The sequence below is a fragment of the Rhizobium sp. NPDC092011 genome, assembly GCF_044756305.1.
Taxonomy (GTDB): Bacteria; Pseudomonadota; Alphaproteobacteria; order Rhizobiales; family Rhizobiaceae; genus Rhizobium.
Window position 1 is genome coordinate 17,926 of the sequence record NZ_JBIVSO010000018.1, and the last position, 21,276, is coordinate 39,201.

The 21,276-nt window shown below is 60.5% G+C and carries 21 protein-coding genes; 8 read left to right on the forward strand and 13 right to left on the reverse strand.

The features are described from left to right. Positions 1–25: 25 nt before the first annotated feature. Entirely contained in the window at positions 26–316 is a 291-nt protein-coding gene (gene repC / locus ACIQJ2_RS33935; protein WP_369523079.1) for a replication initiation protein RepC, read from the forward strand. Between the two features lie 52 nt (positions 317–368). Here the strand turns inward: repC and ACIQJ2_RS33940 are convergent, their stop codons facing one another. Genes ACIQJ2_RS33940 through fic form a run of 3 tightly spaced genes read right to left on the reverse strand, consistent with a single transcriptional unit; the run spans position 369 to position 2,632 of the window. Further along, the gene (locus ACIQJ2_RS33940; protein WP_151577066.1) at positions 369–578 is read right to left on the reverse strand and encodes a hypothetical protein; all 210 of its coding nucleotides are present in this window, start codon (positions 576–578) and stop codon (positions 369–371) included. Between the two features lie 60 nt (positions 579–638). Beyond that, complete coding sequence (locus ACIQJ2_RS33945) at positions 639–1,544, reverse strand: recombinase family protein (protein ID WP_006472549.1); 906 nt, start codon at positions 1,542–1,544, stop codon at positions 639–641. Beyond that, a complete protein-coding gene (fic, locus tag ACIQJ2_RS33950; protein ID WP_400676533.1) occupies positions 1,541–2,632 on the reverse strand; it encodes a protein adenylyltransferase Fic in 1,092 nt (363 codons plus the stop codon). The genes ACIQJ2_RS33945 and fic overlap by 4 nt, the downstream gene beginning before the upstream one ends. A 369-nt stretch (positions 2,633–3,001) precedes the next feature. Between fic and ACIQJ2_RS33955 the strand changes: the two genes are divergently transcribed. Together ACIQJ2_RS33955 and ACIQJ2_RS33960 are read left to right on the forward strand one after the other, a co-directional pair. After that, complete coding sequence (locus tag ACIQJ2_RS33955; protein WP_400676531.1) at positions 3,002–4,126, forward strand: RHE_PE00001 family protein; 1,125 nt, start codon at positions 3,002–3,004, stop codon at positions 4,124–4,126. A 16-nt stretch (positions 4,127–4,142) separates the two neighbouring features. After that, on the forward strand, positions 4,143–4,385 hold the full coding sequence (locus tag ACIQJ2_RS33960; protein WP_151577064.1) for a hypothetical protein: 243 nt from the start codon (positions 4,143–4,145) through the stop codon (positions 4,383–4,385). 51 nt (positions 4,386–4,436) lie between these two features. Here the strand turns inward: ACIQJ2_RS33960 and ACIQJ2_RS33965 are convergent, their stop codons facing one another. From ACIQJ2_RS33965 to ACIQJ2_RS33995, 7 genes are all read right to left on the reverse strand, one after another. Beyond that, a complete protein-coding gene (locus ACIQJ2_RS33965; RefSeq protein WP_151577063.1) occupies positions 4,437–7,415 on the reverse strand; it encodes a TrlF family AAA-like ATPase in 2,979 nt (992 codons plus the stop codon). A gap of 81 nt (positions 7,416–7,496) precedes the next feature. Next, complete coding sequence (locus ACIQJ2_RS33970; protein ID WP_151577062.1) at positions 7,497–8,462, reverse strand: DUF2971 domain-containing protein; 966 nt, start codon at positions 8,460–8,462, stop codon at positions 7,497–7,499. A gap of 20 nt (positions 8,463–8,482) precedes the next feature. Next, complete coding sequence (locus ACIQJ2_RS33975) at positions 8,483–8,899, reverse strand: DUF5615 family PIN-like protein (protein WP_192800572.1); 417 nt, start codon at positions 8,897–8,899, stop codon at positions 8,483–8,485. After that, positions 8,896–9,549 (reverse strand): DUF433 domain-containing protein, encoded by a 654-nt coding sequence (locus ACIQJ2_RS33980; RefSeq protein ID WP_006472561.1) that lies wholly within the window; start codon positions 9,547–9,549, stop codon positions 8,896–8,898. Before ACIQJ2_RS33980 ends, ACIQJ2_RS33975 begins: the two co-directional genes overlap by 4 nt. A gap of 191 nt (positions 9,550–9,740) precedes the next feature. Beyond that, the gene (locus tag ACIQJ2_RS33985) at positions 9,741–12,998 is read right to left on the reverse strand and encodes an error-prone DNA polymerase (protein WP_151577061.1); all 3,258 of its coding nucleotides are present in this window, start codon (positions 12,996–12,998) and stop codon (positions 9,741–9,743) included. Beyond that, a complete protein-coding gene (locus ACIQJ2_RS33990) occupies positions 12,995–14,506 on the reverse strand; it encodes a DNA polymerase Y family protein (RefSeq protein WP_192800571.1) in 1,512 nt (503 codons plus the stop codon). Before ACIQJ2_RS33990 ends, ACIQJ2_RS33985 begins: the two co-directional genes overlap by 4 nt. Next, positions 14,427–15,179 carry an ImuA family protein gene (locus tag ACIQJ2_RS33995; protein ID WP_151577060.1) on the reverse strand — a complete coding sequence of 251 codons (753 nt, stop codon included), beginning with the start codon at positions 15,177–15,179 and terminating at the stop codon, positions 14,427–14,429. Before ACIQJ2_RS33995 ends, ACIQJ2_RS33990 begins: the two co-directional genes overlap by 80 nt. Before the next feature lie 283 nt (positions 15,180–15,462). On the opposite strand from ACIQJ2_RS33995, the gene ACIQJ2_RS34000 reads away from it, so the two are divergent. From ACIQJ2_RS34000 to ACIQJ2_RS34010, 3 genes are all read left to right on the forward strand, one after another. After that, positions 15,463–16,128, forward strand: coding sequence for an SOS response-associated peptidase family protein (locus ACIQJ2_RS34000; protein ID WP_151577059.1), 666 nt, complete (start codon positions 15,463–15,465; stop codon positions 16,126–16,128). A 111-nt stretch (positions 16,129–16,239) separates the two neighbouring features. Next, a complete protein-coding gene (locus ACIQJ2_RS34005; protein ID WP_400676526.1) occupies positions 16,240–17,277 on the forward strand; it encodes an IS110 family transposase in 1,038 nt (345 codons plus the stop codon). 222 nt (positions 17,278–17,499) lie between these two features. Then, a complete protein-coding gene (locus ACIQJ2_RS34010; protein ID WP_400676524.1) occupies positions 17,500–18,189 on the forward strand; it encodes an SOS response-associated peptidase in 690 nt (229 codons plus the stop codon). Positions 18,190–18,231: 42 nt separating this feature from the next. On the opposite strand, the gene ACIQJ2_RS34015 is transcribed toward ACIQJ2_RS34010, so the two are convergent. Both ACIQJ2_RS34015 and ACIQJ2_RS34020 read right to left on the reverse strand, forming a co-directional pair. Next, positions 18,232–18,435, reverse strand: a complete 204-nt coding sequence (locus ACIQJ2_RS34015; protein WP_006472567.1) for a CsbD family protein — start codon at positions 18,433–18,435, stop codon at positions 18,232–18,234. A gap of 292 nt (positions 18,436–18,727) precedes the next feature. Then, positions 18,728–18,985, reverse strand: coding sequence for a hypothetical protein (locus ACIQJ2_RS34020; RefSeq protein ID WP_151577057.1), 258 nt, complete (start codon positions 18,983–18,985; stop codon positions 18,728–18,730). Positions 18,986–19,104: 119 nt separating this feature from the next. Between ACIQJ2_RS34020 and ACIQJ2_RS34025 the strand changes: the two genes are divergently transcribed. Next, positions 19,105–19,383, forward strand: a complete 279-nt coding sequence (locus ACIQJ2_RS34025) for a hypothetical protein (RefSeq protein WP_151577056.1) — start codon at positions 19,105–19,107, stop codon at positions 19,381–19,383. 57 nt (positions 19,384–19,440) lie between these two features. Here ACIQJ2_RS34025 and ACIQJ2_RS34030 read toward each other — a convergent pair whose 3' ends face one another. Then, positions 19,441–19,752, reverse strand: coding sequence for a hypothetical protein (locus ACIQJ2_RS34030; protein ID WP_151577055.1), 312 nt, complete (start codon positions 19,750–19,752; stop codon positions 19,441–19,443). Between the two features lie 437 nt (positions 19,753–20,189). On the opposite strand from ACIQJ2_RS34030, the gene ACIQJ2_RS34035 reads away from it, so the two are divergent. Next, the gene (locus ACIQJ2_RS34035) at positions 20,190–21,176 is read left to right on the forward strand and encodes a phosphoadenosine phosphosulfate reductase family protein (RefSeq protein WP_235924430.1); all 987 of its coding nucleotides are present in this window, start codon (positions 20,190–20,192) and stop codon (positions 21,174–21,176) included. Positions 21,177–21,276: the final 100 nt, after the last annotated feature.

The window sequence follows — 21,276 nt, forward strand, 5'->3', positions numbered from 1 at the left end:
TTGGCGCGATAGCTCGGCCTATTTGGTGGAGTTGGCGGCCAGATGGAGCTGCGGGAATGTCATAGACGCGACGGTCGTGGTGCGGGCGACGCTTTGCGCTAATCCCTCAGGATTTCAGGACGTCTGCGTTCTGTTGAAGTTGAGAACATCGCCACTGCTGTCTCGTGCATCCTTAAAAAGTGTAGGGCACATCACACCCTCCGGCGGCGACCTCCGTGATTTTACGCGCAAGGCGACGTCCGGCGAATTCAACCTCGGGCCGATGATCATGGCGTCGACGCGTGCGAATGCTGGCCCGGACATGAAAACGGCGTAGCGTGAAGTTCGGAGTGAGAACCACGCCGAATGCCGAAGACCCCGTTGCTGATTTACTCCTGCGGAACGAGGCCGTCGAAGACTTCAAGCAGAGCATAGACGATTGCCTGGCCGAGCGCGTTGGCGCTTTCCGCGACCCTGCTATCATCGCCCCCGCGAGCAGCCATAGCAAGATTGCCGCCTTGTTCAGCTATGATGGCGGTGGCGCGTTCGATCGCCCATTGCGCGAAATCGGAGCGGCTTTCGATCGTGACGGTTTCCACGGTTTCATCTTCCCTTGGACGGCGCTTGCGGTTGACCAGTGTGAGGCCGAGCTTTGCCCGCTACTCAATGCCAGTGTCAACGAGGCCAATCCGCTTTGCGCGGTCGAGAAGATTTTTTACGGAGGATGGCGCCCATCTCGTCCCGCCGCGGGGCGTCCGCTCATGGAGCCGTTCAAGCTGGGTGGCGATCTCTCTAATCGTCAGGTCTGGATTTGACGAATGGATTCCGGCGACGAGGCTCATCAAGCGATCTTCTGGCGGCCGGGCAGGGGACTTCTTGAGCAGCCCTGGATCAGCAAGGTGCTCCGTGACCAACCATTTCACCGCGCGACGGAGGCGCTCAGCTGTCCAGTCGCTCCCTCGCTGCTTCAGCACGCGGGCGATCTCGTCCCAGGTATGATCCGGCCGCATACGCTTTACCGTCGGAAGCCACTGGTTGAGCGACACTTGGATACGTTTTCCGTAGGCCTCCTTCTGGGCCGCGGTCACCTTGGCGAGCATCTCGGGCTGGCGTTCACGAATGCCGGGGTTGCCCGGCCGCTTGCCCTTCGATTTCGCCGCACGGATGCCCGCCTTGGTTCGCTCGGAAATCAAAGCGCGTTCGAGCTGCGCGACAGCGCCGAGGACCTGGAGAGAAAACATGCCTTGCGGCGTGGTCGTGTCGATAGGGTCGCGTAAAGAACGGAAATGCGCATTCCGCTCGCCCAGCTCCTCTATCACCGCGAGAAGATGGCTGACGGAGCGAGCTAGACGGTCGAGGCGGACGACGACGAGCGTGTCGTCGGCGGAGATCTCGCGGAGGAGCTTCGCCAGCGCCGGCCGAGCGCGCGATGCGCCGGATCCATGCTCCTGAACGATGATGCTGCAGCCGGCCGAACGCAATTCGATTTCCTGCGCTTCTGTCGCCTGCTCGTCCGTCGAAACGCGGGCATATCCAATCAGGCGACCGGAGGGAGAGCGGGTCATTGCCTACGATCCGCCGTCAGCAGGTCGATCAGCGCGGGATTGATGTAGAGATTCTCCCGCCCGGCCTTTACCTCTCTCAGAAGACCGTCATCGACGAGAGCCTTGAGATAGACCGACGCGGCCTGGCGCTTTGCGATGCCGGCCGAGACGAGGTCGCCAATCCGGCAATAGGGGTTGACGAAAATCACCTCGGCGAGTTCCCGCGAATAGATCTTGGGGAGATCGCGCCGGATACGAGCGCCGGTTTCATCGAGAAGGTCACGGATCGCGTGGATCTTCGCGCTCGACCACAAAGCGGTCTCGCGGATGCCCTCAAGCATATAGAGGATCCAGTCCTCCCACGCGGCGCCGGTCGTAACCCGCAGCAGCCGGTCATAGTAGGCGCGCTTGTTGCCGATGATGTATCGGCTCAGATAGAGGACCGGAATGTCGAGGAGCCCCTTGTCGACGAGATAGAGTAGGTTGAGCACCCTGCCGGTGCGGCCGTTGCCATCGGTGAATGGATGGATCGCCTCGAACTGGTAATGCATGACGGCGAGCCGGACGTGCGGATCGATGTCCTCGGCCTCGTGAATGTATCGCTCCCAGTTGGAAAGCTTGTCGAGGAGCACAGCGCGGCCTTCCGGCGGCGTGTAGATGACCTCTCCGGTCGCGTCGTTGAGCAGGGCGGTCCCAGGCGTTGCCCTGATGTCGAGATCGACGCCCTTGATGGTCCGGCAGACTGCCACGGCCATCGCGGTCGACACCGGCCGCTCGTTCAGCATTGCGAAACCCTGGTGGAGGGCGGTTCGATAGCGCAGCGCCTCCTTCGTCGCTGAGTCCGGAGAATTCCCGGCCTCGTTGGCGAACCGGAACAGACGATCGGTCGTCGTGACGATGTTCTCGATCTCCGAGCTCGCCTGCGCCTCGAGGAGCGGGATCGAGTTGATCAGCACCGATTGGTTCGGAATAAGCCGACCGGAGGCCTTCAATTCGGCCAGCGCCGCGCGTGCCTCGATGCAGGCTTTCAGGACAGCCTTGGTTTCGATATCCTGCGCGGGCGGGAGTGCCGGCAGATCGTTAAAAGCGCGATCAGGTTGAAACGCCATGCGGAAACAGCCTTTTCCGGCTGATCTTGGCGCCGGATATGTCGATGGCGACGACATGTCGCCGGAATGTGTCGATGGAATCGGAATCTATCGACATATGAGGCCGCCGGCAAGACCTCTGTTCAAGTCCACCGCGCGAGGATAACCGATCGTTTGTAAACGTCTCTAGGCCTCAATTTTTCTGTGGCGGCGAAGCGAACGCCCCGGAAATCCAATGGTTTCGGCCATCATAGGCAGCGCCGTCCGCGCTCTGTTCAATCGCGAATGCCATTGAAACCCATATCGCACGCGCGCTCCGAAAGATTGCCTCTGTAACGGAAGCGAAAAGCGTGTTAGCTTCCGTATCAACAGAAAATTAACTATAACACAATGACTTATGAAATTGGCGATTTGCCTCTGGCAGACCTGTTGGAGGCCATAGGGAGGGCGGAAGACCGCCTTGCCCGACTTGATGAAGCTGTCCGACGAAGCCAAGTCGGCCCGGGGTTTGTCGAACGAGGCCATTTCTTCGATTCCGCGGCCAGTATGTGGATCTCGGGCGAGCTTGTCCATGTCGAGGACCTGGTTCTCCACGATGCACACACGGGTGTGAGGACCCCTACGCACGAATTGACTATCGCGCACGCCGTTTTGCGTTCTCGACGTCGTATAGCCGGGGCAGATCCCGACTGGGCTGTAAGCGCTGCAGGGATTTCCAAACTTGCGGGCATAAAGGCCGAAGGCACTGACGATGGCTTTGGCGATGGGGCGTCGAACGGGGAAGGGGAGGGCGCCCCATGCGCCGAGGAAGTGGGCGATGGTGATCAGCGAGATGATTTTGCCGCGATTGATGCGCTGCTCGACCGGTCAGAACGCCTGCTGGATCAGGTCGCGCAGAGGCGTGAGCCGGTCTCGGCGAAGACGACGTCGCTCATGGTCGGCGAACTCGTCGTTCGCGATGCCGATTGGGATGAACGCGACAGGGTAAGATCCTGGAGTGAGCTATTGCCGAAAGTCGAGCGGTTCCCGCCGGCTCTTGGCGCAGCGCTACTATACGATGCCTGGGAGGCAATCGAGCCGATGCAGCGGCAGAACTGGCTGGGCGGCCAGCTTGCCAGCGCCTATCTCCGCACACGGGGCAAGATGACCTCGCATCTCCCAGCCTTCAATATCGGATTAAAGGCGATTCCGCGCGAGCGCCGGCGTGCCTCGTCACGCGCAACCAGATTGGTCGCATTCCTCGATGCTATGTCCGCGGCGGCAGATGCTGGTACAAAAGAACTCGCCCGGCTTGGGCTTGCCCGAGAGCAGATGGAGCGCACTCTGCGGGGACGACGATCTTCCAGCAATCTGTCCGTCGTCATCGATCTGGTTCTTTCCCAGCCGATGGTCTCGACGGAGATGATCGCCAGGGCCGCAGGTGTCACGCCCCGCGGCGCGCTGAACCTCATAGCTGAGCTTCGCGTGCGCGAGATGACAGGGAGAGGGCGTTATCGGGCATGGGGCGTGCTCTAATTGAAGAGGGTTGCTGATGCCAGTTGGAAAAATCGAACGGATTGAGCATGGGGCCGTGATCGGACGGGTGGAAAGAGGAGGCAGGCACGGTCAATTCGCCTGTCATGATTTCGGATCGAATGTCGCGCCGCGTCTCTTCGCCAACCTCGACGACGTCGCGGACTTCCTTCGTACTCACCCGCGCAGCGGGGTCCGAATGAACCCGGATTGGAAAAAGATCGTGTGCAATATTTACATCGACGGCGTCTTATTGCGATGACCGTAACGGTAGCGTGAAAATCGAGACAGCCGTCCAGCCGAGTGGCGATCGCTATCGCTCGAGCCTCACACGCAAACGCCGTGCTCGCTCGCGGAATGCCTCCTCGCCACCCTCCAGAATATCGCAGACTGCTTTCCGGATTTCCGCGTTCTCCAAGCCTCCTGCCTTGTAGGTGATCGGGGGAAGTCCACCGGAGGGATGCGGTCCTGCATCGGCTACGATTATTTGGTCAGCATCGGTGTTGATGACGAGGTTTGCGTTATGTGTGACCATGATGACCTGTCGCTTCGATTTCGCAGCGATGAACAGCGCGACCAATTCCTCGAATACCGATTTGGGGTCGAGATTCTCCTCCGGCTGGTCGATGATGAGAGGCCTGTCATCCGCATCGTCGAGCGCCAGATACAGTAGAAGCAACACGATTCCCCGCGTCCCGGGCGATAGCTTTCGGATGTCTATGCCGTCGTACACAATCTCGTAGCGAACCGAGATGTGGCTCGTGTCGAACAGCCAGTGCGCGAATTGCTTCAGCCAGCCTCGAAACTCCGCCTGCTGGTTCTGACCGTAGGGTGCTTGGCTGATGAGGTCGCGCATATATTGCGCGATAAAGGTTCCCATTGCGGCCTGAACGTCAGCCGCCGATCCCGTTTCCCACGCCGGGCGTAGAGTTGTTTCCGCTAGAGCGATGAGCGCGCCACGGCCTTGGAAAGGACCGGCTTTGCGTCGATCGAGAAGATTTTCCTCGGCGATCGTTCCCCAAGCGGCCACATCGACGACGCGCCTCACAGAAAAGCCGAGCTTTCGAAGTGTTCCGCTTGAGGCAGCCAAACGCGCCAATAGCGGCGCGTACAGTTCGGCCAATGCCGTCTGCTCGTTTACAATAGCCTGGAACACACGGCCATAGGCCCCGTCGCGCTCTGTTTGCAGGTCTTTTCTGCGTCCAGCGGCTCCTTGAGCATCGTTCAGACGGGTTTGAAGGGTCTGCAGCGCAGCGTTTTCTTGAGCGATACGCTGAGAGAGGGTGGCGTATTGGTTCCGAACGATATTGTCCGCACTGACCAACGCCTCCAGTCGCGTCATCTCAGCTACCAGTGTGTTCAGCGTCAACTTGGTCAGATCGGCGTTGTCAGCGAAGAGGGGTGTGTTCGGGTCTGCTGGGACAACAGCCGTCCCGGTTAGGGCGGCGATTTGCTGGTCGGCCCAGGTAACATAGCCGATAAGGCTGGTATCGACCGGCCCCTTGTAGGTTAACAGGAACTCGTCCCATTGCTGTGAATTGAGGCCACTTAACTGATGCCGCTCCATAGCTTGGCGCAGCAACTCCGGCGCCTTGGTGGCACGAGTGCTTGCCACCTCGTCCTGGAGCGCGAGAAACGTTCGGCGCTGGTTTCCGTAGGCCTGAATCGTGCCTCGAAGCGATTGGACAGCCTGACCGAGTTGTGTGTGCCGATTAGCCTGGGCCTCCGTACCCTTCACGACGAGTTTCGCAAGATCCTCGCCATAGCTTTTGATTTGCCCCGACTTTTGCGTGACCTGAAGCGTAAGGCCGACGACCGAAGCTTCTTTCTCGATTTCGGTTGCAATGCGCTCGGATATGTCAGCGATCGCATCGGCCTCTCGCTCACGCGCCTGTTGAAAACGCGCAGTGCGGAAACCTCGCAACTCATGGAAATCGATCGCGCCGCCTCGACTGTCCTGAGTATGAGCATCGAAGATTACGCGCTCGATCTCTGCGATAAGGCCGTCCGACACGCCGGCGGACGAACAAAGCTCCTCCACGAACTGCTGGGAGAGGTATCGCGCGCGAGGAAACGCCAAGTGTCCGTTCGCGTCTCGGCCGTCGAGAAACCGCGTCACTGTCGCCCCGCCGCCCCAAGTTAGGGTCGTCGTCGCGCTTCCTAGAAGCCTGCGCGCTCGCACGAGAAAGGAGGGGCTGATACTTTCGCTGGCTTTCCAAGCCGCCGGCGTGATCGCATCGCACCCCGCGGCAATCACGTCGGCAAGCGCGGTCTTTCCCGACCCCCGCGCTCCTATGATCGCAACGAGGCCAGGATTGAGCGGTATCACGGGCGTCGCCAACCATTCGCCGTTCTCAACTTCTACTCGCGAGATCACCTGGGACGGCATCGCAGTGCGGGGCGGCTCGCTGCCAACGTAGGCGCGACCCTCCGGGTCTATGCAAGCCTGACGTAGAGCATCAAATTCCAGTCCACCCTTGATCCACGAGAAGCGATCCTCAACCGGTTGGCCAACGCTCTTCTGATCGTGAGCATCACTGCCATGAAGGCAAGGCTTGCAACCTTCGTAACGCTCCTTGAGCTCTTCGAGCGTCACTCCACGGCGCCCGGCCCAAAACTCCCGCTGTGCCGGGCTGCTCGAGAAGATGATGTGGGCAAACTTTTCTATCTCCTGACGCATGGTCGCATCCGCAGCCTGCCGCAGACCAGAAGTGCCGTCGCCAGCTGCACCAGCGACCGCAATGAGGATGTTGTTCTTCGCCCAAATACTTTCTCGGATGACGCGGCGGAGCTGGTCGAAGTTCACCTTGAATTGCGTAGCACCATGAGCAAGGGCCGCGCGATCGTCGATGATGGTGGTATCGGCTTTCTTGCCGAGCGAAATCAGGTCTGTGCGCGTGCAATTGAATGTGTCGCCATGCGCCTGAAATTGAAGGCGTTGTAGGATACGGTGCAACTCAGGGATGTGGTTCGGATCCTCGGGACTTACAAGCAGGTGGAGATTGACGAAACCGGTCTTCGCGGCGACATCCAATCGCAGTTCGACGTTGGGGAAGATCAGTTGGACGCCGGGTAGTCGCCCGATCGCCTTGTGCTTCAGAACCGCCTCATAGGTATCGGTCAGGTAGTAGTCCGTAACGGCGAAGGCCTCGATCGTCGGCGACGCTGCCTCAAGCGAAGACAGATAAGCGTTCCACGCTACATCACCTCCACCGAATTGGTTGTTCAAGATGGTGCCAGGCGCATGCATATGCGGTTCCCAACGTCGCCACTGTGAGCCTCTGCCGATCATTGCCCCTCGCTCCCCGCCGACGGATTGAATCTTCCGCTTTCTGGCGAATGTGCCTACTGAACGTAGTTTATTGCCAGTTGATTATTGCTTCGGCAACACCTCGGCGCCCGTCTCATCGAGGTCTTCGAACATCTCGAAGACCGTGCGAGACCTGCGCGGCAATGACGCTGATAATTCATCTGTGTTGAGCGCGTACTTCTTGAGACGAAAGGTCCCGAACAGTTCGCGCATCTCGTAAAATCGGACAGGGCGACTTCTGTTTGCCAAGGCCTGCACGATGGAGAACTTAACGGTTGCCCTGCAGCGGATACCGAAAATCACCTCTTCCAGTTCGAGCGGAGAATCTTGAACTCCTCTTTTGCCGATAAGCCGCCATTCGCGTTCGTAGCGCCAGCTGGCGGCCTTGCGAAGCAGCACCGCTTCGTCGACTCTCTGTCTCGCAGCAACATCATTTTCCATCACCGCAACGTCACTGGCCAAAACTTTGCGGCTGCCGCCATAGGCGATTTTATGCAAGTGCGGCACGGCGTCAGGTGGAACTGAGTAGGCGGCGCAGATTCCGTGATGCTGGTCGCCATAGTGGCTCCACATCAACGGGCATGTCGCCCGCACTCCGAAGGAAACGATTCCACGATCATAGCGACGCAAAAGCTCTCCCTCGAGATATCCTCGCAAGATCGATTTCAACGGATCGTCGACCTCATAGCTGGGATCAGTCGCATGGTAGCGGATATCCTCGAGGAGGCGCGCGGCCTCCTTATGACTATGCCTTGCGATATGCTCGATCGTCTTCGGACCACGATACTTGAGCGATTTCGCCGCCGCCTGCATTTCGGCGAGCGCTCGCTGCTCGCGCATACGGCTGAGGATAGATTCCAGTTCATGGTTCGGCAGATTTGCGTCGAAGGAAGGTCGGCAATCAAGAGGATCGTTGAAATCGCCGGGGTCCGAATAATACAGTTCATCGGCGACGAGCATGTCAAGAAGGCGAGGGCTGAAAGCTCGGTACTTATAGAGGAGCTTTGGAGGTTTGTTCGCATCGGCCATTCTCGTCCCACCCCTTCAATTTATTCCGTTGGAAGGGCGTAGCGAAGCACGCGCAATTCGTCTTCATCCTCAAGTGAAACCTCCAGCACCTGGTTGATCAAATCCGGCTCCGCTTCCAACTCCACAAGTGCCTGCTCGAAGAGTTCCATTTGCATCTCCAGATCCATGCCGGGCGGGCCGTTCAGGCAGATCAGCCCGGCATGGATGGCTACGTCCGCATACTGGCCCCTGGAACCAGGGGTTTCCTTCGGACCCCGAAAATCCACGGAGTTCTTGGTTACGAATGTCCAGTCACCCTGGAGGATGATCGGCTTCAGCTCCCAATCCTTGCGGCCGGCCAAACCTATCCAGACGATGTGGGTCGTTTCCCCATGCCCCTTGTCTATGGCGAGTTTCGCAAGTGCGGGACTGAGGCATTCATCGATCAGAAATTTCATCCCGCCTTCCTGCGACGGGCGACACGGCGGTCGACGATGATAGTTGCGCCCTCGGGCAGATCGGACGAGACGCGCGGCCGCCCGCGAAGGGGGTTTGCCTCCGCATAGATCGCAGCGAGACGCACCTTCTCCGCGTCAAGGCTTGGCCAAGCGTCAAGGATCTGCTCGATCGGGAGGCCAGCCGCGACGGAAGCGGCGACATCATAGACAGGAACACGCGTGCCATTGATGACCGGCGTGCCCCCCAAGATATCCGGCGATACCGCGACGAGTTCGCGAGCGGCCGCAAGATCGTCCAACCGCTTGCTTGTCTCCCGGACAAATGGAAGCAGGTCGATGGTCAGGAATTCGTCGCGCACAGTCCAATCCTCGCGCAGCAGCGCCGCCCAGGCGAGCGCCCGCGAGCGCGTGAGGCGCGGACCGACGGTCTTGATCGCAAAGAGCCGCTCCTCTGAGGTCAGGCGTCTGGCGCTCTCGAAGTAAAAGGCTATGAATGAGCACGCGCCGGCGAGAACGTGCCGGCCATTGTCAAGCGAGACGAACGCCTCTGGCAGGATATGTTCGTCGATGGCGCGGTTAACGTCGCGCAGGCTCACGCGCGAAACGACAGCGGCCTCGCTCGCCTTCAGCATTTCCGCAACTGCGGGCATGTGGGCCTCCTGATTAATTCTTCCGATCGGTCGGAATATATATTCTTGGCGTTCCAATTGCAAGATTGCGGCACTGGCGCCAGCTGAAATCCTTTCCGACGGAGGAGAACCAGAGTCACTGAGGCGCAAGCAAAATGAATCTGTCGGCCTGGTGGCCCAACTCCATCACCTCAGCAGACCGCATCCTCTACCTAATGGAAATTCCTTGATCGCACTTTCAGCGTGTCGATATGAAGATCGGGCGTGAACATGTCCCGAGGGCGCACGCCTTGCGCTTGCCGAACACGCGGGTCCGGTCCGCCGCCATGCGTGAACTCATCGCCCCGCCCGGAAGGAAGCCGGAAAGCAGTGTCGCGCTCCGACAGGCTCGATAGGTCGACGGAGAGATCGAACACCTGCTGGGCGATGAGGTGCACGACCTCGCCTTCCCGCTGAATCCGGCCGTTAATCGCCATCATCGACGAGCCGAGCACCACGCGCCGCCGGCGCTCAAAGAGCTTCGGCCAGACGACGATGTTCGCAGGGCCGGTCTCGTCCTCTATGGTGATGAACATCACCCCCTTCGCGCTACCCGGCATTTGCCGGACAAGAACGAGGCCCGCTGTCATCAGCCAACGGCCGTCACGCGCGGACATCGCCTCCTGGCAGGTGACGATGCTCCGCTCCGCGAGATCACGCCGGAGGAAAGAAACGGGGTGCTCGCGCAGGGTCAATCCCGTGTGGCTATAGTCCTCGACGACATTGTGCCCTTCCGACATCTGCCGCAGTTCGACATCCGGCTCCTGTTGCTCGGCGATAGCGCGCGCCTCGCGTTCGGCTGCGGCGGCAAACAGCGGGAGAGGTTCGTCGCGCAGCGCTTTGATCGCCCAGAGCGCGTCGCGCCGCTCAAGCTGAAGGGAAGGCAGAAAGGCATCGGCTTCAGCCAGTTCCACAAGCGAAGCCGCTGGCACGCCGGAGCGGCGCCACATATCGTCGACACTCTCGAACGGTTGATCGGCACGCGCTGCGACGATCTTCGCCGCGTCGGCAGTTGCCAGTCCCCGGACCAGACGCATGCCGAGACGGACGGCATGGCGCTCGCCATCACCGACCGGTTCCAATGTGCAGTCCCAGCGCGAATGGTTGACGCAGACCGGCCGTACCTCCACGCCGTGCCGGCGACAATCACCAACGATCTGGGCGGGCGCATAAAATCCCATCGGCTGGGAATTCAGCAATGCCGCGCAAAAAGCATCCGGATAGTGGCATTTCACGAAGCTGCTGGCATAGGCAACGAGCGCGAACGACGCCGCGTGCGATTCCGGGAAACCGTAGGAGCCGAAGCCCTCAAGCTGGCTGAAGGTCTTCTCGGAGAATTCCGCGGAATATCCGTTGGCGACCATCCCGTTGATGAGCTTGTCCTTGAAACGACTGACCCCTCCGGTGAACTTGAAAGTGGCCATGCTCTTCCTGAGTTGGTCCGCCTCACCCCCGGTAAAGCCGGCGCAGACCATTGCGACCCGCATCGCCGACTCCTGAAACAGCGGCACGCCGAGCGTCTTGCTCAACACCGCCTCCAGCTCAGGTGTCGGATATTCCGGCTGCTCCTTGCCTTCGCGCCTGCGCAAATAGGGATGGACCATGTCGCCCTGGATCGGCCCGGGCCGGACAATCGCCACCTGGATGACCAGATCATAAAACGTCCGCGGCTTCATCCGTGGCAGCATGGACATCTGCGCGCGGCTTTCGATCTGGAACGTGCCGAGCGTATCAGCCCGCCGGATCATCTCATAGGTCTTCGCGTCCTCCGGCTCTATCTTCGCGAGATCGAGATCGCGGCCCTTGTGCTCACGGATCAGGTCGAAGGCTTTGCTCATGCAGGTCAACATGCCGAGCGCCAGCACATCGACCTTCATCATTTTGAGCGCCTCGACGTCATCCTTGTCCCATTCGATTATGCGGCGGCCTTGCATGGCCGCGGGCTCGATCGGCACGAGGTCATCGAGCCGATCATGCGTCAACACGAAGCCGCCGGGGTGTTGACCGAGGTGTCGCGGCGCGCCCATCAGCTGCTGCGCGAGCTTCAACGTCAGGACCAGGCGCCGATCCTCGGGATTGAGATTGAGTTCGCGAACGTTGCGATCGCTGACTTCTTCCGACCATGACCACATGCCGGAGGAGAGCGCCTTGATCACGTCCTCGGGCAGGCCCAGCGCCTTGCCCACGTCCCGGATAGCGCCCTTGGCGCGGTATCGCGTTACGGTCGCGCATAGCGCCGCCTTGTCATGCCCGTATGTCCGGTAGATCCATTGGATGACCTCTTCGCGCCGAGCGTGTTCAAAATCGACATCGATGTCCGGTGGCTCATCGCGCTCCCGGCTCACGAAGCGCTCGAACAGCAGGTCATTGGTTTCCGGGTCGATCGAGGTGATGCCGAGAATATAGCAGACCGCGGAATTGGCGGCCGAGCCGCGCCCCTGGCACAGGATGCCTTGCGAGCGGGCGTGGCGGACGATGGAAAACACCGTGAGAAAGTAGGGCGCATATTGCATCGCCTTGATCAGGTCGAGTTCGTGCCGAACACTCTGCAGCGTCTTGGGCGGCAGTCCCTCCGGATAGCGGTCGGGTACGCTTTCCCAGACATAGTGCTCGAGCGAGGCCTGCGCATCCTTGCCGGCAACGATGGCTTCCTCGGGATACTGGTAGCTCAACTCCTCCAAGCTGAACCGGCAACGCGCGACGATTTCCATCGTCCGCGCCAGCGCCTCGCGGTAGCGGGGGAAAAGGCGTTCCATTTCCTCAGGCGGTTTCAAGAACCGATCCGCGTGGCGCTCCCGCGAAAACCCCACATCATCGATAGTGGTGTGTGTCCTGATGCAGCTCACGACATCCTGCAGCTGGCGGCGCTCGGGATCGTGAAACAGCACGTCGTTCGTGACAACCGGGCGCACGCCAAAGCGGATGGCGAGGTTCGACAGATTGTGCAGGCGCAGCTGGTCGCGCGGCCGCCGGCGCAGGGTGAGCGCCATATAGGCCCGGTCGCCAAAGATATCCGCCATCTTGCGCAGCTGCACGGCGCAGGTCCCGTCCGGCAGGTCCGGGACGAGCACCCCGATCAGCCCTTCCGCATACTGGGCAACATCATCGAGATGGAGGATGCAGGCCGCCTTGCCGCCTCGGCTCTTGCCGAGGGTGAGGAGGCGGGTCAACCGCGAATAGGCGGCGCGGTCGGTCGGATAGACGAGGATCGACATGCCGTCCTGAAGATCGAGGCGACAGCCGACCACGAGACGGAGTTTTGTTTCGCGCGCCGCCTCCAATGCCCGAACGATGCCGGCCAGTGAGTTGCGGTCGACAACGCCCAGCGCCGAGATTCCGAGCGCCTTGGCCGTCGCAAACAGTTCGGCGGCCGACGAGGCGCCGCGCAAAAACGAGAAATGTGTCGTGACCTGAAGCTCGGCGTAGCTCATGCGAATATCCCGTGCATGAACCAGCGATGCGATCCGGTCGCCGGGTCGACCCCGTCGCCGCTACGATAGATCCAGAGACGCTCGCCGGCATCATCCTCGACGACAAAATAGTCGCGCACCGCCGCATACTCGGCATCGCGCGTCCACCATTCGCCGAAGATCCGCTCAGGCCCGTCCGCACGCTTCACGCGCCGTCGCTTTCCGCGCCAGGTGATCGACACCGGAGGGTGGTCCGGCATGAGTGCGATCACCTCGATCAACTCCGGCCGAGCGAGAAGGCGGACCGGCCGCGGCCAATGCTGCGTCCAGGTCGCGCCGACTGCGGCCGCCGCCGGATCGATCCGGCGCACGCTGCGCTCCGGAACGTCGCTGGCAACCGGCGTCACGCGGTAAACCTTCTGGCCGCGGTTCATAAAGACATCGATCAGCGGCACGACGTCCGTCACCTGATCTTCCACTAGCGAAGAGGCTTTTTGCAGCTCTTCCAGCGGCTCGCTCATCACCGCGACCAGCGTCAGCCGCTCGATGCCGAAGCCTGGTTCGATTTTCTCGGTGCGATCACGGAACAGCTTGGTGAGCCAGGCGACATCCCGCGATGGTTTGGCCGTGCCAGCGCGGATGGCCTGCCGGGTGCCATCGACCTTTTCAATAAGGAGGTCCGTCCTCCGGACGCCATGACCGCGGCGCTGCAGCTCGCCGACAAGGTTGGTCACGAGACCGGCCACATACCGGTTGATCGTCTCGGCCGCACCGATCGGCTCAGCAAAAGCCTTGGTGACCTCGACGATATCGGGCGTGCGGATCGGATCGATGGGCTCGGCCATGCGCCCATATATCTGATCGAGCCGGCGCCCGATCTCTGGTCCGAAGCGAAGGGCGAGGGGCGCGCGTGCCGTCGCCGACAGCTGCCCGATGGTCTGAAAGCCGAGTGTTCTTAGATCGGCAACGACCTGGTCGGGGAGGCGCAGCAGGGAAATCGGCAGACGATCGACAGCACGGGCCGTTTCGCCCGCCGGCACGATGACGGTTTCGCGCGCAATCGCGCGGGCGCAGGCGTGCGCCGCGCCCCAGGTGTCGGCGATGGCGACGCGGGCGGCGAGGGATTTGGCGCGGAACCGGTTCGCGGTCGCGGTCAGCATGATCTGCTCTCCGCCCTGCAGGTGGTCGGCACCCTCCGTATCCATGACGATTCCGTCAGGAAGATCCATGGCGACGATCGGCGAATATTGCGTCAGTGCCCAGAGCGTGATGCGTTCCAGCGCCGCGGCGTCGGCCGCCGGATCGGCGTCGACGAGCATCAGGTCGCGGAAGAGCGCCTGTGCTTTCGCCGCCGGCATGCCGACCTTCACCCCAACCTTCCGGGCCGCTGCATCGGCGGCCGCGACCCAGCGCCGGGAACCGCTCCGTGCGATGACGGCGATCGGCTGCTCAGCCGGCAGCGAGGGATCGGCCCGTCTGATCCTGTCGGTCGGCAGGTCCGGTAGATAGATCGATACGACCCGAGGCATCACAGGCTCCAACGATAAACTCAGCGCACTCGCCCGCTTTCACGCGCATCAATTCCAACAGCCAGTTAGCCCGACCGACAGTGGCGACCGGCAACTCCTCCGAGGGGAGGACGCTCACCCGCCATCGGGTGGTCGAGGCGGTCGGCTGGCCATAGTCGGAGGCTTCCGTCGGCCGACGCCATCGCCGGACGACGATTGCCATCGCGCCCGTCTTTTCCGCGGCGAGCTGCAGCCGGCGGCTCGCCACCATTGGCAACCGCACCAGTTCGGCGACGACGGCGCCGAGCCCGCCATAGGCAAGCGCTTCCTCGGCATTCGCGAGAACATCCTCCTCCTTGTCGCTCTCGACGAAATAGACGCGGTCGGGGTGCAGCCCTGCCTGCGCGAGCGCCGGAAAAAACAGGTCGGGCCGCGTCAGGCACCAGACGATCGGCCCCGTCGTTCGTGCGGCGATGCCGGCGACGAACAGCGCGGCCGCCGTGCCATCGACGGCTCCGGTCCCTCCGCCCGACACTTCATGAAGCGCGCCGTAGGCAAGGCCGCCACCCGGAAGCGCCGCGTCTATCGCCGCCACCTGAAACGGCAACGAACCAGCCTTCCGCGACGCAGGGCTCTCCAGGGAGGCGATGCGTTCGCGCAGGTCGGTTATCACCCTGTTTCGGGCAGCATTCATCGTTCACGGACTCCTGAGCGTTCGTGTTGGCGGGCGACGTCATGTCGTTTCGGGCTTGTTTGTTCTGTATCTGTTCCTCTAGCGAAAAAGAGTCAAGCCACCCGAAAATAGGAAAATTGTCTCCGATTCTTTCCAGCAGGGAATTTCTGCTTGCGAATCATTGAGATGACGGCGCCCGGCGGACCGCAAAAAAGATTCGTCCCAATACGGCCAGACGCGGCCGATTGTTCCTAATTTGTTCTTGTGATAGCTTGCGAGCACCAAACTGGACCGGAGGCTGGACTTGTCCCGGCTATATGCAATTTCCCGCACGGCTGAAGAGATTGTTGAGCATTTCGGCGTCGACGTCTCCTCGGTGACGAGCGTCCCACCCGAGACCGTCGAGGGGACGCCCGGCCTGATCGTGCTCGAAAAGGACGGTCTGCGCCTCCTGAAATCCCTGACCTGGGGCTTCCCCCGGCAAACCGGGGAGATGCGCCATAGCGGAGAACCGCCAGGCCGCATCGGTCTCGTCGCAGATCTTACGAATCCGCTCTGGGATCGCATCATTGTCGATCAGAGATATCGGTGCCTGATACCGCTGACGCATTTTGCCAATCCTGACGGGGTCAAGGGCTCAAAGACGAGGACATGGTTCTCCCTCGGGCGCCAGCCGCTGATTGCCTGGGCCGGTATCTGCCGCAACACCCCCGAGTTCGGGCCGGTCTTCGCCGGCCTGACTATGGACGCGAACGACAGGATCAGACCGTTGAACGATCGCATGCCGCTCCTGCTGAAGCCGGAAGAATATGATCGGTGGCTGCATGGATCGATTGAGGACGTCATCGCGTTCCAGTTTCGCGAGCCTCCTGCTTCGGATGATTTCGAGGTTCTGCAAACGCGCGATCGATGGCAGAGCGGCACGCCGCCTTCCAAGGCTTCACGCCACCGGGGCGACGTGTTTATCTAGACCGATGTCCGAGTTGAAAGGTTCGTCGCATGTGTTGGTGTGGACGGCTCTGAGACCTCGGAGATCCGTGGCATGATGGCCATGGATCTATGAGCGAGAGGAGCGCTTACCATGAAGACCGTAATACGGATTGGAATGGACACATCGAAGAACGTGTTTCAGTTGCACGGTGTCGACCAAACTGAGGGCGTCGTACTACGCCGCCAGTTACGGCGTCGGGAAATGATCAAGTTTTTCGAGAACACGCCGCCCACTTTGATCGCCATCGAGGCCTGCGGCAGCTCGCATCACTGGGGGCGTTTACTGAGTGCCTTCGGACACGAAGTGCGGCTGATCCCACCGCAATACGTCAAGCCGTACGTGAAACGAGGAAAGAATGATGCAGCGGATGCTGAAGCTCTATGCGAAGCGGTCAGCCGCCCGTCGATGCGGTTCGTTCCTACAAAATCAAAGGAGCAGCAGGCCGCCTGCATGTTGATGAGCGTTCGGGAACGGATGGTTGGCATGAAGACGCAGCTATCGAACGCGATCCGTAGCTATGCGGCTGAATTCGGAATCATTGGGCCATGTGGTCGCCAGAACGTCAGCGCATTGATCAAGCGGACACTCGAGGATGATACGCTTCCTCAGCTTGCGAGAGAGCTATTCAATCTTCAGGCGAAAGAATATCAGGCAGTGGAGGCTAGGCTTGAAGAAGTGGAAGCCAAGCTGATGAAGTGGCACCGAACCGATGATGTCAGTAGGCGGATTGCGACAATCCCAGGCATAGGACCGATTGGGTCAACGATGTTGAGCGTTAAGGCACCCCCGGCCGAAAACTTCAGCTCCGGCCGCCACTTTGCCGCTTGGCTTGGTTTGACCCCTAAAGACCACTCGACAGGTGGTCGGGTTAGATTGGGTGGCATCACCAAGGCGGGCGATCCGTCGATCCGATCAACGCTGATTGTCGGTGCAACCGCCCTACTAAGACATGTGAGGAAGGGACGAACGAAACCCTCAAGGTGGCTTGCTGCAATGCTGGAGCGTAAGCCGCCGAAATTAGTCGCGGTCGCGCTTGCCAACAGGTTCGCCCGCATCGCTTGGCGACTTATGATCTCCGGCGGCGTCTATGAAAGGCTGGAAGATCCTGAACTATCCGCTGCGGTGTAGCCTGAACAATCCGGCCAACTTTCTAGAGCAAACGGCCGAGCAACCGAACTTGCAGGAACGAGTAGATGGAACGACCGATTGGTCGGTACCCGCGACAGTCCGAAGGTTACACTGGCGAAAAAAACGTCGCGCATGTGTTTGGAGCGTGGGTAGCGAACACCATCTTGGCCAGCAGAACAAATCTGCATCAACAGGCCGGACATCTGATTGCAAGCAATCGCGTTGTCCGTATACTCAGATCCTGACGAGGGAGGAGCCGTCCACATCTGTAACCTTTATACCGTCCGCGTCACGGCCGCCGAGGTGGCCGCTCATTTTGGCGTTCCGAATCCGATGCAATCCAACGCGCCTGATGAAGTCTATCCCGGAACGCCCGGCATGGTCGTCACCGAACAGGATGGCGTTCGCGAGCTGCGCTCGATGATCTGGGGTTTTCCCCTCCGGTTAAAAGGCATGAAGCCCGACGCCAAACCAAAACCGGTCAACAATGTTCGTGAACTCAACAAGGGTATGTGGGTCGGCCTGGCGCGAAAGCCGCAGTGGCGGTGCCTGATCCCCGTCACGCATTTTGCGGAAGCGGAAGGCGAGAAAGGCAAGATGACCCGGACCTGGTTTAGCGTGCGCAATGAACCGATCTTTGCCTGGGGCGGCCTATGGCGCGTCAGCGACGAATGGGGGCCAGTTTATTCGGGGGTCATGACCGAGGCCAATGAGGCAGTTTCGCCGGTTCACGTCCGCATGCCGGTGCTGCTTCATCGCGACGACTATCAGCAATGGCTTCACGGCAGCTCCGATGACATCCTTGCATTCCAACAGCGGGTCTTCCCGTCTGATCTCATCGAGATGGAGCGTACCACGGACCTTTGGGTGAAGAAAAAAGGTGCCGCTGCGCAGGAAACGCTCTCCCTGTAGAAGCGAAAAGGGCCGGGAGAAACCCGGCCCCCTGGGCTACGCCTACCAGGACTGGCGCCCATACCAGTCATCGATGTCGGTCTTGGCGCGATCCTTTTCGATTCCGTAACGCTCCTGGATCTTGCCTTCCAGTTGGTCGCGCTTGCCGGCGATCTGGTCGAGATCGTCGTCGGTGAGTTTGCCCCACTGTTCCTTGATCTTGCCTTTGACCTGCTTCCAGTTTCCTTCGACACGATTCCAGTCCATGGATGTTTCTCCTTTCAAGGTCTGGACAGGAAACGGTGACTGCCGTGAATTGTTTCCTCGGGCCGAAGTGGACTCTCTTCGTCGCGCGTGCTTTTCTCGCCGTCGGAGGGACAGGTATGGCGTATGAATGGGATCCCCGGCGCGCGCGGCGCGCTCGCTTGATCAGGTTCGCGACCGCTTTTGCAATCGGTGCTTCGGCGCTGACCGTGCCCGTCGCCGTGCTTTTGGCAGCTGCGCCCGTTTGATCTCCTTCGGGAAGCAGGTTGGCGTCCCGACGTGCCCTGCCGGGAAATCAACCACCGCGCTGCGATCGCCACTCGCCTTGTTCATTGCGCACAAGGCGCCAGCTTTGCGCCGCCACATCAGTCCCTTTGACTGTGCGATAGGCCGGGATGCTAAGGAGGATATCGGCGTCTTCAGGGTGCCATTCGCCAATCATGGCGCTGCCGTCGGCAAACTCGACGACGCACGTCCCTTCGGTCGCCTCGGCATCTTCGATAGCGACGCGGCCGCCGGGAAAAGCATGGCTATGAGAAAACGAGAAGCGCATTCTTCCAGACCTCGTCACCGGATTCTATCCGGACAGCATATAGCGCCAGGGTTGGATTTTTTGAGGGTCTTTGGTAGGTTTTCGAAGTACCCTTGCGGCGCTGTGGAGGAGCGGACCTGATGCCGACGTGGCCGAAAGAGAAGTTATTGAAGCACGGTCCGGACCTTCCGATGGAAGAACGAATCCGCCGCTACCAACACAATATCCGCACCATCCGGGACTCTGGTTGTGCGGTTCCGACGACCGCAATGGTCGATACACTCGATCCGGCCGAGATCGAGATATGGTTTGCGGATAATGCGTTCAATATCGACCGCCTCAAGGAGGTGATGAAGCGCGTGTCGGATTTGCCAGACGACACGTTACTGCCGTCCCCGTTCATCAAGCCGGATCGGTAGCTCTTACTGGAAGGCGGCAACCGTGCATGAAAATCGTAGCTGCCACGCGGGCGAAAATCAGCTTTCGTGCTTTCGCCCGATCGTCTCCACAACCTCATAACGGTCGACAAACGCACCGGGTCCATCGTTCAGCAGCGCCAAGATGCTGGACTGAGAAATCGGGATTGTCTCAACCTTCTCGATATTCGTCGTTTCCCATTCCATGTCGCGATCGGCGGCGATGTCGTCGCGCATCGCAAGAACGGTGTTTTTTACGTCGTCGTAATTGTCGAAGAAAATATCGCGCAGCCCTGTCGGTTTCCAGCGCTCTTCGCGCGAAATCCGGGCATCGGCGTAGGTATAGAAAGTGAAGACGAGACCTTCAGCCAACGGTTTCTCCTGAAGCAACTTTGGCGGTACGTCCCCGCCGTTCAATGCTCAATGACCCCATGATCGGGGGGTTGGAAACCGTGTGAAACGGCCCTGAGCTTTTAGTTCGGAGAACCTGGACATAGCGTCAGGCCCCCCGACCCAAAGGTCAAGGAGGTGATGCTGTATCGGCCAGCACCAACCGTTCACAGGGGTTTCCACGCCCCAAAGCGGCACGTACCGCTTCGGCGCGGAGGATAGGACATCCCGTTGAATTTGTCCTGAAATTTCTTCGAGCGCCCCCGCGTGACGCACCACTTTCCGCACCGGGCCGAGGGCGCGGGCGGCCGGGAATGGGGAGAGGGGATCGGCTACGGAGGAGGGAGAGGGGGGCGGAACGGCGGCGGCGGGTTGAGAGGCTGGAGAGAGGCTCCGGCTGCTCGCCATGGAGCCGCACCATGCGTCACAATCCGAATGTGGATCCCGCGCACCAGCGAATTGCCACCCATAAGACGCGGCCGGCGATATCGATTTCCCGCGCTTTCCCGTCGATTTCCATCCTTCCGCCGATTGCAGGTCTGCTCGAGCAAGGCGCGGCCGTCGCCATCGGCGTTTCGGGCGGCAAGGACAGCCAGGCCGCAGCCATGGCGACCTTCGAGTATCTCGATCGGATCGGACATTCCGGCCCGCGTCTGCTGATCCATGCCGATCTCGGTTCGGTGGAATGGGCGGCTTCGCTGCCGACCTGCGAGCAATTGGCCGATCGCCTCGGCACCGAGCTCATTGTCGTCCGCCGCAAGCAAGGTGGGCTGATGGACCGCTGGGAAAGCCGCTGGCGATCGAACGTCGCGCGCTACGAAAACCTCAGCACCGTGACGCTCGTCCCATGCTGGAGCACGCCGGCGATGCGGTTTTGCACCTCCGAGATGAAGACCTCGAAAATCCATGCCGAGCTTAAACGCAGATTCTCCAAATTGCCGATCATCAGCGTGACCGGCGTCCGGCGCGAGGAAAGCCCGCAGCGCGCCCGCGCCGAAATCTTCGATCACAAACCGGGCGAGCGGATATGGACCTGGCGGCCGATCCTTGACTGGTCCGAGGAAGAGGTCTTTTCATCGCTCGATTTCTGGGGCATCGAACCCCATCCCGCCTATCGCCGGTTTGGCCTCACGCGTGTGTCCTGCCGTTTCTGTATCATGTCGGGCCTTCCCGATCTGGTAGCCGCGGCGGCACAGCCCGAAGCTCAGGATCTCTATCGCCAGATAGTCAGCCTGGAATGCCGCAGCACGTTCGCGTTTCATAGCACCCGCTGGTTGGGCGATATCGCTCCTCATCTGCTTGATCCGAGGATCCGTGATCTCTTCGCCATGGTCAAGGAAAAGGCGGGCCGCCGTCGCGAGGCGGAACGCCGGCTGACGAAGCCGATGCTCTATGTGAAAGGCTGACCGGTCCGGATGCTGTCTGACGGGGAAGCCGACCTCCTCGCCGAGGTGCGCTCGGAGGTTAGCGCAATGCTGGGATTTCGTGCCCGCTACCGTGATCGGG

Excerpts from the sequence above, each read along its gene's own strand:
- ACIQJ2_RS33970 (WP_151577062.1), bottom strand. The coding sequence starts at position 8,462 with ATGGCCGATGCGAACAAACCTCCAAAGCTCCTCTATAAGTACCGAGCT.
- ACIQJ2_RS33980 (WP_006472561.1), bottom strand. The coding sequence starts at position 9,549 with ATGCCCGCAGTTGCGGAAATGCTGAAGGCGAGCGAGGCCGCTGTCGTT.
- ACIQJ2_RS34020 (WP_151577057.1), bottom strand. The coding sequence starts at position 18,985 with ATGCGCTTCTCGTTTTCTCATAGCCATGCTTTTCCCGGCGGCCGCGTC.
- ACIQJ2_RS34035 (WP_235924430.1), top strand. The coding sequence starts at position 20,190 with ATGCGTCACAATCCGAATGTGGATCCCGCGCACCAGCGAATTGCCACC.
- ACIQJ2_RS33955 (WP_400676531.1), top strand. The coding sequence starts at position 3,002 with ATGACTTATGAAATTGGCGATTTGCCTCTGGCAGACCTGTTGGAGGCC.
- ACIQJ2_RS33960 (WP_151577064.1), top strand. The coding sequence starts at position 4,143 with ATGCCAGTTGGAAAAATCGAACGGATTGAGCATGGGGCCGTGATCGGA.
- fic (WP_400676533.1), bottom strand. The coding sequence starts at position 2,632 with ATGGCGTTTCAACCTGATCGCGCTTTTAACGATCTGCCGGCACTCCCG.
- ACIQJ2_RS33975 (WP_192800572.1), bottom strand. The coding sequence starts at position 8,899 with ATGAAATTTCTGATCGATGAATGCCTCAGTCCCGCACTTGCGAAACTC.
- ACIQJ2_RS34015 (WP_006472567.1), bottom strand. The coding sequence starts at position 18,435 with ATGGACTGGAATCGTGTCGAAGGAAACTGGAAGCAGGTCAAAGGCAAG.
- ACIQJ2_RS33965 (WP_151577063.1), bottom strand. The coding sequence starts at position 7,415 with ATGATCGGCAGAGGCTCACAGTGGCGACGTTGGGAACCGCATATGCAT.
- ACIQJ2_RS33995 (WP_151577060.1), bottom strand. The coding sequence starts at position 15,179 with ATGAATGCTGCCCGAAACAGGGTGATAACCGACCTGCGCGAACGCATC.
- ACIQJ2_RS34025 (WP_151577056.1), top strand. The coding sequence starts at position 19,105 with ATGCCGACGTGGCCGAAAGAGAAGTTATTGAAGCACGGTCCGGACCTT.
- ACIQJ2_RS33985 (WP_151577061.1), bottom strand. The coding sequence starts at position 12,998 with ATGAGCTACGCCGAGCTTCAGGTCACGACACATTTCTCGTTTTTGCGC.
- ACIQJ2_RS33990 (WP_192800571.1), bottom strand. The coding sequence starts at position 14,506 with ATGCCTCGGGTCGTATCGATCTATCTACCGGACCTGCCGACCGACAGG.
- ACIQJ2_RS33945 (WP_006472549.1), bottom strand. The coding sequence starts at position 1,544 with ATGACCCGCTCTCCCTCCGGTCGCCTGATTGGATATGCCCGCGTTTCG.
- ACIQJ2_RS34005 (WP_400676526.1), top strand. The coding sequence starts at position 16,240 with ATGAAGACCGTAATACGGATTGGAATGGACACATCGAAGAACGTGTTT.